Genomic DNA, 14041 nt, shown 5'->3' with positions numbered 1-14041 from the left:
GTGTTGATAGCAAGGACTCCGCCCCATATGGGGGAGGCGTCACTCCTCTTGTCGCAAGCTGCGGGCGAGCAGGGTGCGGGAGGGTTTCAGATTGCCGCCGAGATCCGGCCAGGGATGCCACTGGTCCGGCACCATGAAGCCGGGTAACGACACCCTGATCCAGGCGGCCAGTTCGGCAGGGGGGGCCGGTTCGCCGTGCCAGTCGATGAAGGCGGCGGGCCTATGCCCCCACTCGTCGCTCGGCACCGGCACCACCAGGGCCTGGGCCACGGCGGGGTGATCCACCAGCCGCTGCTCTATGGTCTCGGGCTGGATGTTCTCCCCCCCCGAGATGAAGAGGTTGTCGAGCCGACCCTCCACCACCAGCTCGCCCTCGGCGGTGAGGCGTCCCTTGTCCCGGGTATGGAACCAGCCCGCCTCGTCCAGCGGTCGCACCAGCTCGCCCTCCTGGAAATAGCCCGCAAACAGGGTGTCGCCGCGCACGCAGATCTCCCCCTGGCGGATGCAGATCTCCCGCCCCGGCAGCGGACGGCCCACCACGCCGGCGGCGCAGGGCTGGCCGGTACAGACCTGGCTGCCCATCTCGGAGAGTCCATAGCTCACCTTGGGCACCAGCCCCATGGCGGTCAGCCGGCTCACCAGGGGGGCCGGGATGGCGGCGCCGCCGAGCAGCAGTTCGCGCACCCGGGTGCGCGATGGCTCGAACCCCGCCGCCAGCAGCCGCCAGAGCTGGGTCGGCACCAGGGAGAGGTGGGTGATGGGCTGATCCTCGAGCCGCGCCTTGAGGGACCGGGTGCGATCGTCCAGCACCAGGGCGGCTCCCGCCAGGAAGACCCGAAACAGGATAGCGTAACCGCCGACGTGAAACAGTGGCAGGGAGAGCAGCCAGCCACAGGCTTCGTCCAGGGGGATCAGGGTGGCGGAACCCCGAGCCGAGGTGAGGTGGTTGGCGAGGCGGTGGACCACCGCCTTGGGGGTACCGCTGGATCCCGAGGTGAGGATCATGTTGTTCGGCTGGTCGGGTACCAGCGGGGACTCCCCATCTGCGGCCAGCTCGCCCGTGAAGTCGAGGCTGAGGGCTTGCCAGTCGCCCGCCGGGATCTCGCCTGCCGACCAGAATGCCCGGGCCTCGAGCTGGCTCGCCAGTTCGCTGTGTCTGGTTGCCGGAAAGGCGGGATTGAGGGGGCAGAAGACGATGCCGCTGCGCACGCAGGCCCAGGCCAGCAACACATCCTCCAGGGCGCCGCGCACCACGGCGGCGAGATGATCTCCTCGTTCCAGCCCGGCCCGGGCGAGCTGATTGCACAGGTTGTTGAGGCGCAGGTCGAGGCGCTGGTAGCTAAGAGGCTCCCCGCTGTGGATGGCAATGCGATGAGGGGCCAGTGTCGCCCAGCGTCGTACCGGGCAGGTTTCCTGCCGTGGGATCTGACGGGTCACCATGGGTCAGTCACGGTGAAACAGGGGGTCCATCCTGCCCGGATCGGGTTGCCCTTGCTTGTCCAGCAGATCCCTGGCCAGCCAGCGGCGGGTATCGAGGCCAGGGGCCTGATCCGGCGCCCACTCCCCTGCGAGGCGGGCGAGCTGGCCGAGGCCGAGACCGGACTCGAAACAGGAAGAGACGATCACCTTGAGCTTCAGTTCGCGAGCGCGGGCTACCAGGGCCTCGCTGTTGGCGAGGGCGCCGAGCAGGGTCGGCTTGAGCACCAGGGCGCGCAGTTGCGGGATGGGCTCCCAGGGTTTGCCCTGAGCCAGCAGTTCGTCCAGCGCCACCGGCATGCCGGTGTGGCTGGCGACGAAGGCGATGTCCTCGAAGTCGGCGCACAGATCTTCGAGGTATTCGATGCGATTAGGATCCAGGTGGCCGCAGAAGGCCCAGGCCTCCTCGCGGGTCCAGCCCTGGTTGGCGTCCAGGACCAGCTTGAGGTTGGGGCGCCGATCGAGCAGCAGCCGGATCAGCGCCAGCTCGTCGCGCATGGGGTAGCGGGCTACCTTCAGCTTGGCCTTGAGGGGTGTCTCGTGCAGCCACTGCTTCCAGTTCTTGAGCAGCTCCTGGGGGGAGCCCTGGATCAGCGGATAGGGCTCGGGCAGGGGGGCACCCTGCTCGGGCCAGCTACGACGGGCGCAGTCGAGCCCGAACTGCACCGAGGGCAGCTGTGGCGTCGGGGTCTGTCCCCGCGCCAGCTGCGCCAGACAGTCGAGGGCCTCGGCCTGGGCGTCGGCCAGGGTCTCTTTGGAAAATCCTGGCAGGGGGGCTATCTCCCCCCAGCCATCGTCGATGCGTACCAGCAGGCCCTCGCGCGCTACCTGCAACTGACCGTGAAAGGCCAGGGGCTGGGTAAAGGGCAGTTGGTAGCGGTAGAGGGCGAGTGTCATCAGGGATTCCGCTTGTATTTGGAGAAGTCGGGACGGCGTTTCTCGTTGAATGCGTTGCGCCCTTCCTGACCCTCTTCGGTCATGTAGAACAGCATGGTGGCATTGCCTGCCAGCTCCTGCAAACCGGCCTGGCCGTCGCAGTCGGCGTTGAGGGCCGCCTTCAGGCAGCGCAGAGCCATGGGGCTGTGTTGCAGCATCTCGCGGCACCAGCGCACGGTTTCACGCTCCAGCTCGGCCAGGGGCACGACGGTGTTGACCAGCCCCATGTCGAGGGCCTGTTTGGCGTCGTAGAGGCGGCAGAGGAACCAGATCTCCCGAGCCTTCTTCTGGCCGACGATGCGGGCCATGTAGGAGGCGCCCCAGCCGCCGTCGAAGGAGCCCACCTTGGGGCCGGTCTGGCCGAACTGGGCGTTGTCGGCGGCGATGGTCAGGTCGCACATCATGTGCAGCACGTGGCCGCCACCGACGGCGTAGCCAGCCACCATGGCCACCACGGGTTTGGGGCAGGTACGGATGTCACGCTGGAAGTCGAGCACGTTGAGGTGATGGGTGCCTTCATCGTCCTGGTAGCCACCGTAGTCGCCGCGGATCTTCTGGTCGCCGCCGGCGCAGAAGGCCTTCTCGCCGAAGCCGGTGAGGATGATGGAGCCGACCTTGTCGTCGTAGCGGGCATCGGCCAGGGCTTGCAGCATCTCTTTCACGGTACGGGGGCGGAAGGCGTTGCGCACCTGGGGACGGTTGATGGTGATCTTGGCAATGCCCTCTGGGGACTTGTGATAGAGGATGTCCTCGTAACCGGCGGAGCAGTCGTGCCACTCGACAGGGGCATAGAGCTCGGCTTCCGTCATTGCTTCAATCATGGATCTTCTCTTCTGGTTGGTGAGCCCACTCCCGCAGGAGCCGGGCAAAGGTATCGGGCTGGCTTGTGTGCAGATTGTGTCCGCCATCCAGAGCCAAGTGTTTGATATTGCAGCCTTGCTTTACCAACTGGCAAGCGAGGGCATGGAATTTGTGATCCCGGTTGCCGGAGACCCACTGCACCGGCAGCCGGGTATCCCGAAGCCAGGGGGCGAGATCCGGCTGCCGCCCCAGGGACGTGGCCCTCAGCATGGCGGCCACGGCCTTGCCGTCGTTGCCAAGGCGGCGTGCGGCCTGGCGGATGCGGGCATCGTCGTCCAGGTCGGCGAAGACGCCCTGGCGGTACCAGTCGGCAAGCACCCGGGTCAGGGGCTCGCACTCGAAACGCCGGGCCCAGGCTTCATCGTGAGCGATGCGGGCCGGACGCTCACCGGCAGGCAGCCCGGGGTGGCAGTTCTCCAGCAGCAGGGCCTGCAACCCCGCCGGGGTGTGGCTGGCGTGATGAAGCGCGAGCCGCCCCCCCAGCGAATACCCCACCAGCCGGTAGTGGGCGATATCCCGTGCGGCCAGCTCGTCGCAGAGCCAGCGATGGGCCTCGTCAAAGCCGCTCACCCGCAGTGCCCGGTTGCGGCCGTGGCCCGGCAGATCCAGGGCATGGCACGGGACGTCGGGCAGGGTCTGGATGACAGGTCGCCAGTCGTCGGCGTCCCCCAGCAGGCCGTGCAGCAGCACCAGCGGCGCGGCGGGATCAGAGACCACGGATAGCGGCTCCCAGTGCTTTGAGATCCTCGGCGACTTCACTGCTCGGTACCTTGATTTCAATCAGGGTTACCCCGTTTTTCAGGGCTGCGGCATAGTCCTGCTCAAATGCGTCGAGGGTGGTGGGGGCCCGGTAGTGCAGGCCAAACATGGCGGCGGCGTGCTCGAAGTGCAGGCCGTGGGGCAGGCAGTAGTAGGTCTCCAGCAGGGCGTCCTGGGTGGGCACAGGCAGCATGCGGAAGATGCTGCCGCCGTCGTTGTTGAGCAGGATCACCACCAGGGGGCGGCTCCCCTTGCCGAGCAGCGCCAGGCTGTTGAGATCGTGCAGGGCGCTGAGATCCCCGAGCAGCAGGGTGGTGGGCTCGCGACTGTCAGGCGGGACCGACTGTGCGAAGCCGTATGCGGTGGCGATAAGGCCATCGATGCCGGAGGCGCCGCGGTTGGTCATCACCCGGCTGGGGCCCTTGCCCACCTCGCCCAGCATGTCCATCAGCCGGGCCGGCATGCTGTTGCCGACGAACAACTGACCCTGGATCAGCTGATTCAGGCGATGGCACACCCCGAGCTCCGAGAAGCGATCACAGGCGGTGCGGATCTGCTGGCTGATGGCCTGCTGGCGCGCGGCCAACTGGTGCCAGGGCTGCTGCGAATGGGGGATTGGATGGGCGGCCGCAAAGGCGGCGGGGTCGCACACCAGGCGACGTCGCAGCCGGTAGTCGGGGTCGAGGCGTGCCGGCTGCGGGTCCACCAGCCAGTAATCTTGCCAGGGGTGTTGTTTGATGAACTGGCCGAGGCGCTTGGAGATGAGGCGGGCGCCGAATTGCAGCACTACCTCGGCGCGGGTCAGCTCGGCCACGAAGTCGCTGTGTTGCAGGGCGAGATCCGTGTGGACGAGGTTGCGATCATCGAAGCGGATCTGGCTTTGCAGATCCGCCAGCAGGGGCCAGCCGAGGCGGTCTGCCAGCTCGGCCACCGCCTTGCCTTGCACCGGATCCTGGATGCGTCCGGCGACGATGACACCGCGCTTGCCCTTCAGCTCCTCCCAGTCCGGCTGGGCGGGGCAGCCAGGCTCGCCCACCAGCCAGGGGCTCCAGGGCTTGGCCGAGTGCAGCCAGTCGCCGAGGGGCGCCAGGTAATCGGAAAAGTCCAGATAGTGGTCGCCGGGGTAGAGGGGCTCGGGGTACATGCAGTTGAAGTGCACCGGCCCCGGGGTGTGCGCCTGTCGGGCCAGGGCCTGATCCACCGAGCTCAACACGAAGGCCGCCGGAATGGTGGGAGTGGGGCTCGGCAGATTTTGCTGATAGACGGGGTAGCGACCGAAGATCCCCGGCTGATCGATGGCCTGGTTGGCCCCGTTGTCGATGAGCTCGGGTGGCCTGTCGGCAGAGAGAATGATGAGCGGGACCCCGGTGAGCTGGGCTTCTGCCACCGCGGGCCAGAGGTTGGCCACCGCGGTGCCCGAGGTCATGATGACCGCCACCGGGCGGCCGCTCCCCTTGGCCAGCCCCAGCGCCATGAAGCCCAGACCCCGCTCGTCGAAGTGCAGGTGGCGGCGAAAGCCCGGGTGGGCTGCGGCGGCCATGGTGAGCGGCGCCGAGCGGGAGCCGGAGGCCAGGGCGATGTCACGCACGCCGAGGCGAAAGAGCTCTTCCAGCAAGAGGGAGGACCAGACATGGTTGAAGGTGGCGTGATGGCTGGCAAAGGCGTGATGCGCGGACACGTGGCTGGCGGACATGAAGCTCTCGCAGTGAGGAGTCGGTAAGAAACGCTATCCCAGCAGGGAGAGCACGTTGGCGATCTTGTTGTCGAGTTCGGCCCACTCGGCGGCGGGCTCCGATCCCGCCACTATGCCGGCACCGGCGAACAGGCTGATGCGCGGGCCCCTGATCCGGGCGCTGCGAATGGCGACGGAGAACTCCGAGGTCTCCCGGCTCAGCATGCCACAGGCACCGGCATACCAGCCGCGATCATGGGGCTCGCATTCACGGATGAAGGCGAGCGCCGCCTCGCGGGGGGCGCCCCCCACGGCGGGGGTGGGGTGCAGGGCAGCCAGCAGTTGCCAGTCGCAGACGCCGGGTTTGAGCTCGGCCTCGATGTCGCACTTGAGGTGTTGCAGCAGCCGCAATTTCAGAATGCGCGGCTCGGTCAGGGTGGCATCGGTCGTGAGGGGTGCCAGGCAGCTGAGAATGTCGGCGTGAACCAGCCGGTTCTCCAGCCGGTTCTTGCTGTCGGCCAGCAGCTCGGCGGCCAGGGCCGCGTCGGTCGCCTCATCCCCGGAACGGCGAATGGTGCCTGCCAGCGCCTCGGTAAAGAGGTGGCCCTTCTCCCGGCGGTAGAGGCGCTCGGGGGAGCAGGAGATGAAGCTCTGCTCGGGGGAGAACTGGAAGCCGAAGTGGAAGCACTCCTGGGCGTGGCGGGCCCACTGTGTCAGCAGGGACCAGGGGCAGAGGGGCGCATCGTGCGCCTCGCTCTGGAGCAGGCTCTCCCGCGACAGCACCACCTTGGGGGTGCGGGCCTGGAAGTCGGGGGCCGTGACCTGCTCCACCAGGGTCTGCCACTGGGCAGGGCCCGGCAGGTCCTGGCGCTGCCATGGCCGCTTTTGCAGGGCGGGCAGAGGGGCCTCGGGTTGCAGGGCATCGAGCGCCGCCTCGGCGGCGCAGAGTTCGGCTTCGAATGCGTGACCCTCTTCCCGAGCGGGCAGCCAGAGATTGAGGCAGAGGCTGGTGCACTCCCCCCGGCGTACCAGTTCGATACGGGGCAGCACGAAGCGGCAGGGGCCAAAACCCTGCCAGCCGGGCAGATCCGGGTCGAACGCCAGGCCACCGTAGTAGCGAGGGCTGTCTTCACTGGCCGTGCCGGCAAGGTCGCAGACCCGCTGGATATCCTCCGGCCGCGTCAGCTCGTGGATGGCGCCAAGCGCCACGTACTCCGGGCTCTGTTGCCCTCTGGCGTGCCAATAGATGCGGGGGTAGAGCGTCTGGGCCGCCAACCAGCCGGGAAAGACGTCGACGTGAGCGGCCACGCGCAGTCGCACGAAACCGCTGACAGTGCTGTGACGCAGGGCGTCCAGTTGTTGCTTGAGGTGGGTCTGAGCCAACATGGATGTCTAGTCTGAGCCGGATAATCGCGATCGCTCCGGGGGAGGATGGCGCAGGTTGATGCCAAAGGGCGACGATTTCCTATATATTATCTGCCCATTCGTCCATGTAAATTGCCCGGGGGAGCCGACGCCCCCGCGCAGCCAAGTATACCTAAATCCGGTTCGATAACCCTTAACACGATCAATATCTGATTGTTTGGCCATCACAATATGACAAATACCTTCTCTGTTTGGTTGCTGGCGGCGCGTTTGCGAACACTGCCCCTGGCGTGCTCCTCCATCTTGCTGGGCTCGGGGCTGGCAGCCAGCCGGGGAGCGTTCGACGGCACCATCATGGGGCTCTCCCTGCTGACCGCCATCCTGCTGCAAATTCTCTCCAATCTGGCCAACGACTATGGCGATGCCGTCTCCGGTGCCGACAACGGGGAGCGGATCGGTCCCCAGCGCGCCGTGGTTTCCGGCCTCATCACCCGGCACCAGATGTGTGTGGCCATGGGGCTGACCGCCCTGGCGGCCGTGGTGAGCGGCCTCTCCCTGCTGATCTGCGCCTTCGGGGAGGCGTGGCAGCAGATCCTGACGTTCATCCTGCTGGGGGGAGCGGCCATCGTCGCGGCCATCACCTACACGGTGGGCAAGAGCCCCTACGGCTATCGCGGCTTCGGGGACATCTCGGTATTCCTGTTCTTCGGCCTGCTGGGGGTGCTCGGCTCCTACTACCTCTTCACCCATCGCCTGGAGTGGGACCTGTTGCTGCCCGCCACCGCCTGCGGCCTGCTGGCGACTGCCGTGCTCAACATCAACAACGTGCGGGACATCGAGACGGATGCCGCCAGCGGCAAGATCACCCTGGCGGTGCGCCTTGGCCGCAACCGGGCCATCGCCTATCACTGGGTCTTGCTGGGGGCGGCGCTGCTGGCGACCATCGCCTTCCTGCTGACCCAGCCTGCGAGCCTCTGGCCCTGGATCTTCCTGCCCGCTATGAAGCCCCTCACCGATGCCGCCCGCACCCTGCGAGAGAGTTTCGATGGCGAGGTGCTGACCGGCGCCCTCAAGAAGACTGCCATCAGCGCATTTCTGTTCAGCCTGCTGCTCTCCGCCGGGTTGGCGCTCACCTGAGGCCGACGTGTTTGGCAATGAAAAGGGCTCCCGAACGGGAGCCCTTTTTGCTTATGTGTCGATGCGCTGTTGTTTCATCAGACCGATGTGATGATCGCCAGGGGAGGAGCATGCCGCCAGGCCAAGGATGATGCCAGGTGATGCAGACGACGAGGGCCCCCGACAGGGAGCCCTCGTGTGCATGAGGTGGGCTTGCCCCTGGGTCAGCTTGCCTGGGCCACGGCCGTGCGGCGAGAGAAGAAGAGACTGTCCAGCAGCCAGATGGCAACCATGGAGGCCCCCACCAGCGGGAAGCAGATCCCGAGCACGACCAGCACCGCGATGGCACCGCCCATGGGAGGCAACTTGGCGGGCAGGGGCGGGGCGGCGAGGCGACCACTGGGACGGCGGCTCCACCAGATCCAGAGCCCGCTCACCGAGCTTGCCAGAATCATCAGGCAGATGAGCAGCATGACGAGCTGGTGCGGCCAGCCGTAGAGCTTGCCCATGTGCAGCATGACGCCGGTTTCCACCGCCTTGGCGACCGGGCCGTAATCCTGCCAACGCACGTCGACCAGCACCTTGCCGCTGTATTGGTCGATGTGCAGGGTGGCGTCGTTGCGGGGATCATCGGCAAAGATGGCGATGGTATAGACGCCGGTTTCACCGACCGGGGGGGTGATGCTGTAACCCGGGCTGACCCCACGCTCGCTGGCGATGTCGACCACCTGTTGCAGCGGAATGCGATGGCTGGCCATGACCATGCCCTCGTGTCCGCCGCCATGGGTCATGGCGCTGTGATCATGGCTCTCTGCCGTGGGTTGGGAGCTCGGCATGGGCAGGGTCTCGGCCCCCCAGGAGACGGTCTGTTCGTGAGCCTGGTTGAGGCTGCGGGTGAGGGGGGCCGACTTGGGCACCTCGTTCCACATGGCCGCAGGGAAGCGGTTCCAGACATCGGCGAACTGGCCGCCCCAGAAACCGGTCCAGGTCATGCCCGTCAGCAGCAGCAGCAGCAGGAAACCTGCGCCCCAGAAGCCGACCACGGCGTGCAGATCACGCCACCAGAGACGGCCGCGCTGGTGCATTCTCGGCCAGAGGATGCCCCCCACACCCGGTCCCTTGCGGGGCCACCAGAGATAGAGTCCGCTGACGAGGAGCACGATTCCCCAGCCTGCGGCCAGCTCGATCAGGCGATCTCCCGTGGTGCCAAGCATCAGCTCCGCATGGAGAGCACGCGCCACCGCCTGCAGGTTCCACTTGTTGTCCATGGTGCCGAGCAGGGCGCCGTTCGCGGGATCCATGAAGAGGGTCAGCTCCTGCCCTTCACGCATCACGACTATCTGGGCGCTCGCGTCCGCTGCCACCGGGGGCAGGTATTTGCGCAGGCTGGCGTCCGGCATGGCGATGGTTGCCTTGGCCAGCAGCTGGTCGGCACTCAGGGTCTGGGTGGCGGGCGTCACCTTCATCAGCTCGGGGTAGAGCAGGTTGTCCAGCTGCGGTTTGAACAGATAGACGATGCCGGTGAGGGAGAGCAGGATCAGGAAGGGGGCGACGAAGAGACCGGCATAGAAATGCCAGCGCCAGATCCGTTGGTAATAACTTGCGTCTTGTTGCTTCATCGTTGATCCCTGGGTGAACGCCAAAAGGTTTCAGTAGGTGGAATGTTTTGAATGGCGCGGATAATAGCAGCAACGTTTTGTTAACTGCAACAGAACATGTCGAGGAAATGTACATTCCGCCACCGGGGTAAAAGCGGGGGTTGAATGGCGCTTTCCGTTCACAATGCGGGGAGCTTCATGGACTTTTCGGGGATAAATTCTTACTTTGTGGCAACACAGGGCATATCAGCCGCAGCGAAGGACTCAAGGCAGGAGGTGAACGTGCAAGCACACGGCCATTTTGAGATGCAGCGACAAGGGCAACTGCTGATCTGTCGGCCGAGCGGCCCTTTCAACCTGGCAGGCGCCATGGCCTATGAGGGCAAGTTCAGCCAGCAGATAAGCCGTTTGCAGGGAGCCCCCTGGGGCATCGTCGAGGTCGCGACCGAGTTCGAGGCCGCCGGCCCCGAGGTGCTGGCCCGTTTTCGTCGCCAGTTCAACTGGTGCGCCACCCATGGCTGCGCCTTTCTGGCGGTGGTCATGATCGGGGATTTCAAACGTTATCTGGCGGATCACGTTTTCAGCGAGCTTCCCTTTCAGGAGGTGCGCTATTTCGAGGAGGAAGCGCAGGCCATCCACTGGCTGACACAGCGCCTCGAGGGGCTGCAAGGCAAGGAGAGCCACGTCAGCACGGGTTGAACACCCCGGTTACTCCAGCCTGATGAACCACTTGTCCCGCTCGTCGAGGCAGTCGGGCTCCCCCATCTCGAATTCACGGCAGATCAGCGGCCGCACCTCGTAGATGCGACACATCATGGTGTTGCGGTCGAGGGCGGCGCACCAGCCATCTTCCAGTCTGTGCATCACGGGCACTTCTCCTTCCCGCTCCTCGATATAGCGGTCCGGCACGCCGGTGTCGGTGAAGAGCATCACCTCGAGGCGGCAGCAGCAGGCTTCGCAGTTCTGGCAGCTCACATCGCTCTGGATTGCTTGGGTCATGTCACCTGTCTTGCCGCATGGCGGCGAATGATATGAAACAGGCGCCTGTCAGGCGCCTGTGGTCTGGCCGGGCGTGTGAAATACCTTAGCCCAGTTTGCGGGCACGGTAGCTGCGCCCCTTGATCTTGCCCTCCTGCAACCGCTTGAGGGCGGCGCTCGCCACCTGGCGCTTCACCGCCACGTAGGAGTACTGCTCGGAAATCTGGATCTTGCCCACATCGGCCCCGGCAATGCCGCCTTCGCCAGTCAGGGCGCCGAGGATGTCACCGGCACGCACCTTGCTCTTGCGGCCCGCATCGATGGAGAGGGTCACCATCTGCGGTGCGATCGGCTTGATGTCGCGGCCGATCCCGGCCAGGTCGCCCTGGGGAATGGGGGCCTGCTGGTACTCCTCGATGAAGTTGACGCGCTGGGCCTCGTTCGGCTGGTAGAGGCTCAGGGCCAGGCCCTGCTGGCCGGCGCGGCCGGTACGGCCGATGCGGTGCACATGCACCTCGGGGTCGTAGGTGAGCTCGTAGTTGATGACGGCGCCCAGCTCCTTGATGTCGAGGCCGCGGGCCGCCACGTCGGTGGCGACCAGTATGGTGGCGCTGCCGTTGGCGAAGCGCACCAGCACCTGATCCCGCTCACGCTGCTCCAGATCGCCGTTCAGCGCCAGCGCCGAGAAGCCCTTGGCAGCCAGGTGATCGGCCACGTCGTTGCAGGCGCGCTTGGTGTTGCAGAACACCACGCAGGAGCCCGGTTGGTAGTGGCTGAGCAGCCAGGTGAGGGCATCGAGGCGCTGGCCGGCCGGCACTTCATACAGCTTCTGTTCGATGGCGCTCTCTTCGTGCAGGGACTCCACGCTCACCTCCACCGGGTTGCGTTGCACGCCGCGGCTCATCTGGGCGATCCCTTCCGGATAGGTGGCGGAGAAGAGCAGGGTCTGGCGATCCCGCGGGGCGTGGCTGATGACGCGGTTGATGTCTTCGCCAAAGCCCATGTCCAGCATGCGATCCGCTTCGTCCAGCACCAGCGTCTTGAGGTCGTCGAGCTCAAGGGTGCCCTGCTCCAGGTGCTTGAGGATCCGGCCCGGGGTGCCGACGGCGATGTGGGCGCCAAAGCCCAGGGTGGCGGATTGCGGTGCGGTCGGGGTGCCGCCGCACAGGGTCACCAGCTTGACGTTGGGCAGGGTGCGGGCGAGACGGCGGATCTCGGTGGCCACCTGATCCGCCAGCTCGCGGGTCGGACAGAGCACCAGCGCCTGCACGGCCAGCCGGTTGACGTCCAGCTTGGCCAGCAGACCCAGGCCGAAGGCCGCGGTCTTGCCGCTGCCGGTTTTCGCCTTGGCGATCAAATCTTTGCCGTCGAGCACCAGGGGCAGGCTCTGGGCCTGGATCGGGGTCATCTGCAGATAGCCCAGGCTGGCGAGGTTGTCCTGCAGGGCGGAGGAGAGGTTCAGGCTGCTAAATTCGCTGTTGTTCACAAAAGGACTCTATGTCGGAAAATCAGAAATGGGGGTGCGCGGTGCGCAAGGGGGCGCATCATACCAGAATGTGCCGCCGGATGCGGTGAATATTTGAACGGTTGGTGTCATGGGTTGCCGATGGAGGCTTCTGTCTGCGTTGGCGGGCTTGCGGTATGTAAAAAGAGCACAATGGAACAGGGTGGTCATGGCCAGATCATGATGAATGGCGAGAAAACGTTTTTAATTAAACATGTCCTGGTGATGATGAGTCATCGGAGGATGCCATATGGGATATAGCCGTTATGAAATATATATACGAATGAGGAATAAAATTAATGAAAGAGCATAACTTATTGTTTTTGATTTATTTTTAAGCTTTCTCAATGACGATTAATAATCATGTGTCTTGGCAATTAATTTAAAAACGTTTGTATTATTCCGCATGCATATTTTTACCGCGGATTGTGATGATTCTCTGATTTTTAAATATGCAGTTCTTTATGATGGCGCCGGTCAAAAATAACAATTCAATGGGTGCTACTGGTATGGAATACGTTCATTTCGTGCTCGGACTCGTGATGGTCCTGGCATTGGCGTTGCTGGCAAACCGCCGCAACTGGAAACAGATCAAGCTGCGTTACATCGGCCAGCTGCTGGTGGTGGAACTGGCGCTCGCCTGGTTCATGCTCAACTCCGAAGTGGGTCTGGCGGTGGTGGGTGGCTTTGCCGCCGGCTTCACCAAGCTGATGGAGTTTGCCAAGCAGGGGACCGACTTCGTGTTCGGCGGTCTAGTCAACGAAGGGGCCTTCTCCTTCTTCCTGATGGTGCTGATGCCCATCGTCTTCATCTCCGTGTTGATCGGCATTTTGCAGTACATCCGTCTGCTGCCCATCGTCATTCGTGGCATCGGCACCGTGCTGGCCAGGATCAACGGCATGGGCAAGCTGGAGTCCTTCAACGCCATCAGCTCCATGATCGTCGGTCAGTCCGAGAACTTCATCGCCCTCAAGAACATACTGCCGCACCTGAACGAGAAGCAGATGTACACCCTGGCTGCGACGGCCATGTCCACCGTCTCCATGTCCATCGTCGGTGCCTACATGCAGCTGATCGAGCCGCGCTACGTGGTGGCCGCGCTGGTGCTCAACATGTTCAGCACCTTTGTGGTGCTTTCCCTCATCAACCCCTACGAGCCCGACAACACCGTGACCGATGCCAAGGCGCTGGCCGAGGGTGACGAGCACCATACGCCGAAGAAGGAGAACTTCTTCGAGATGCTGGGGGAATACATCATGGCCGGTTTCACCGTGGCGGTCATCGTGGGCGCCATGTTGGTCGGCTTCATTGCCCTGATCGCCCTCATCAACTACCTGTTCGAGGCGGCGTTCGGCGTCAACTTCCAGCACGTCATGGGCTACATCTTCTATCCCGTTGCCTGGATCCTGGGCATCCCGGGCAGTGAAGCGCTGCAGGCCGGCTCCATCATGGCGACCAAGCTGGTGACCAACGAGTTCGTGGCTATGATGGATCTGGGCAAGATTGCCGCCGAGCTCTCCCCGCGCACCGTCGGCATCCTCTCCATCTTCATGGTGTCGTTCGCCAACTTCAGCTCCATCGGCATCATTGCCGGTGCGGTGAAGGCGCTCAACGAAGAGAAGGGCAACATGGTTTCCCGCTTCGGTTTGAAGCTGGTCTATGGATCCACCCTGGTGAGCCTGCTCTCCGCCGTTATCGCCGGTGTGATGATCTAGGTCTTCCCCCCGCGCTGATCATGACGACCCCCTGCCTTGGCAGGGGGTCTTTTTTTGGGCA

12 protein-coding genes are annotated in these 14041 nt (G+C 64.5%); 3 read left to right on the top strand and 9 right to left on the bottom strand.

Features of this window, described 5'->3' with window-relative positions:
• Positions 1-39: 39 nt before the first annotated feature.
• The 6 genes from menE to C2U37_RS05265 are packed head-to-tail and all read right to left on the bottom strand — an operon-like array spanning position 40 to position 7090.
• Complete coding sequence (menE, locus tag C2U37_RS05290) at positions 40-1440, bottom strand: o-succinylbenzoate--CoA ligase (RefSeq protein ID WP_104451957.1); 1401 nt, start codon at positions 1438-1440, stop codon at positions 40-42.
• 3 nt (positions 1441-1443) lie between these two features.
• Entirely contained in the window at positions 1444-2373 is a 930-nt protein-coding gene (menC, locus tag C2U37_RS05285; protein ID WP_104451956.1) for an o-succinylbenzoate synthase, read from the bottom strand.
• Positions 2373-3233: a 1,4-dihydroxy-2-naphthoyl-CoA synthase gene (gene menB, locus C2U37_RS05280; RefSeq protein WP_041212277.1), complete on the bottom strand. Its 861-nt coding sequence runs from the start codon at positions 3231-3233 to the stop codon at positions 2373-2375. Before menB ends, menC begins: the two co-directional genes overlap by 1 nt.
• A complete protein-coding gene (gene menH, locus C2U37_RS05275) occupies positions 3226-3990 on the bottom strand; it encodes a 2-succinyl-6-hydroxy-2,4-cyclohexadiene-1-carboxylate synthase (protein ID WP_041212278.1) in 765 nt (254 codons plus the stop codon). The genes menB and menH overlap by 8 nt, the downstream gene beginning before the upstream one ends.
• Positions 3980-5725: a 2-succinyl-5-enolpyruvyl-6-hydroxy-3-cyclohexene-1-carboxylic-acid synthase gene (gene menD / locus C2U37_RS05270; RefSeq protein WP_041212279.1), complete on the bottom strand. Its 1746-nt coding sequence runs from the start codon at positions 5723-5725 to the stop codon at positions 3980-3982. Before menD ends, menH begins: the two co-directional genes overlap by 11 nt.
• A 33-nt stretch (positions 5726-5758) precedes the next feature.
• A complete protein-coding gene (locus C2U37_RS05265) occupies positions 5759-7090 on the bottom strand; it encodes an isochorismate synthase (RefSeq protein WP_104451955.1) in 1332 nt (443 codons plus the stop codon).
• 210 nt (positions 7091-7300) lie between these two features.
• Between C2U37_RS05265 and C2U37_RS05260 the strand changes: the two genes are divergently transcribed.
• Positions 7301-8206, top strand: coding sequence for a 1,4-dihydroxy-2-naphthoate polyprenyltransferase (locus C2U37_RS05260; protein ID WP_199770511.1), 906 nt, complete (start codon positions 7301-7303; stop codon positions 8204-8206).
• Between the two features lie 203 nt (positions 8207-8409).
• On the opposite strand, the gene C2U37_RS05255 is transcribed toward C2U37_RS05260, so the two are convergent.
• Positions 8410-9804, bottom strand: a complete 1395-nt coding sequence (locus C2U37_RS05255) for a PepSY-associated TM helix domain-containing protein (RefSeq protein WP_041212281.1) — start codon at positions 9802-9804, stop codon at positions 8410-8412.
• Positions 9805-10089: 285 nt separating this feature from the next.
• Between C2U37_RS05255 and C2U37_RS05250 the strand changes: the two genes are divergently transcribed.
• On the top strand, positions 10090-10482 hold the full coding sequence (locus tag C2U37_RS05250; RefSeq protein WP_234921969.1) for a hypothetical protein: 393 nt from the start codon (positions 10090-10092) through the stop codon (positions 10480-10482).
• A 9-nt stretch (positions 10483-10491) separates the two neighbouring features.
• Here C2U37_RS05250 and C2U37_RS05245 read toward each other — a convergent pair whose 3' ends face one another.
• Entirely contained in the window at positions 10492-10782 is a 291-nt protein-coding gene (locus C2U37_RS05245; protein WP_039039772.1) for a YkgJ family cysteine cluster protein, read from the bottom strand.
• Between the two features lie 85 nt (positions 10783-10867).
• Positions 10868-12247, bottom strand: a complete 1380-nt coding sequence (gene dbpA, locus C2U37_RS05240; RefSeq protein WP_039039771.1) for an ATP-dependent RNA helicase DbpA — start codon at positions 12245-12247, stop codon at positions 10868-10870.
• Positions 12248-12774: 527 nt separating this feature from the next.
• Between dbpA and C2U37_RS05235 the strand changes: the two genes are divergently transcribed.
• Entirely contained in the window at positions 12775-13980 is a 1206-nt protein-coding gene (locus C2U37_RS05235; RefSeq protein ID WP_041214374.1) for a NupC/NupG family nucleoside CNT transporter, read from the top strand.
• Positions 13981-14041: the final 61 nt, after the last annotated feature.

Source organism: Aeromonas sp. ASNIH1 (assembly GCF_002934285.1).
Taxonomy (GTDB): domain Bacteria; phylum Pseudomonadota; class Gammaproteobacteria; order Enterobacterales; family Aeromonadaceae; genus Aeromonas; species Aeromonas caviae.
This window is presented reverse-complemented; position numbering and strand designations above follow the sequence as displayed.

Bases quoted from the DNA above. Each gene is read 5' to 3' on its own strand.
- menC (WP_104451956.1), bottom strand. From the start codon at position 2,373: ATGACACTCGCCCTCTACCGCTACCAACTGCCCTTTACCCAGCCCCTG.
- C2U37_RS05250 (WP_234921969.1), top strand. From the start codon at position 10,090: ATGCAGCGACAAGGGCAACTGCTGATCTGTCGGCCGAGCGGCCCTTTC.
- menD (WP_041212279.1), bottom strand. From the start codon at position 5,725: ATGTCCGCCAGCCACGTGTCCGCGCATCACGCCTTTGCCAGCCATCAC.
- menE (WP_104451957.1), bottom strand. From the start codon at position 1,440: ATGGTGACCCGTCAGATCCCACGGCAGGAAACCTGCCCGGTACGACGC.
- C2U37_RS05255 (WP_041212281.1), bottom strand. From the start codon at position 9,804: ATGAAGCAACAAGACGCAAGTTATTACCAACGGATCTGGCGCTGGCAT.
- C2U37_RS05265 (WP_104451955.1), bottom strand. From the start codon at position 7,090: ATGTTGGCTCAGACCCACCTCAAGCAACAACTGGACGCCCTGCGTCAC.
- menB (WP_041212277.1), bottom strand. From the start codon at position 3,233: ATGATTGAAGCAATGACGGAAGCCGAGCTCTATGCCCCTGTCGAGTGG.
- C2U37_RS05245 (WP_039039772.1), bottom strand. From the start codon at position 10,782: ATGACCCAAGCAATCCAGAGCGATGTGAGCTGCCAGAACTGCGAAGCC.
- C2U37_RS05235 (WP_041214374.1), top strand. From the start codon at position 12,775: ATGGAATACGTTCATTTCGTGCTCGGACTCGTGATGGTCCTGGCATTG.
- C2U37_RS05260 (WP_199770511.1), top strand. From the start codon at position 7,301: ATGACAAATACCTTCTCTGTTTGGTTGCTGGCGGCGCGTTTGCGAACA.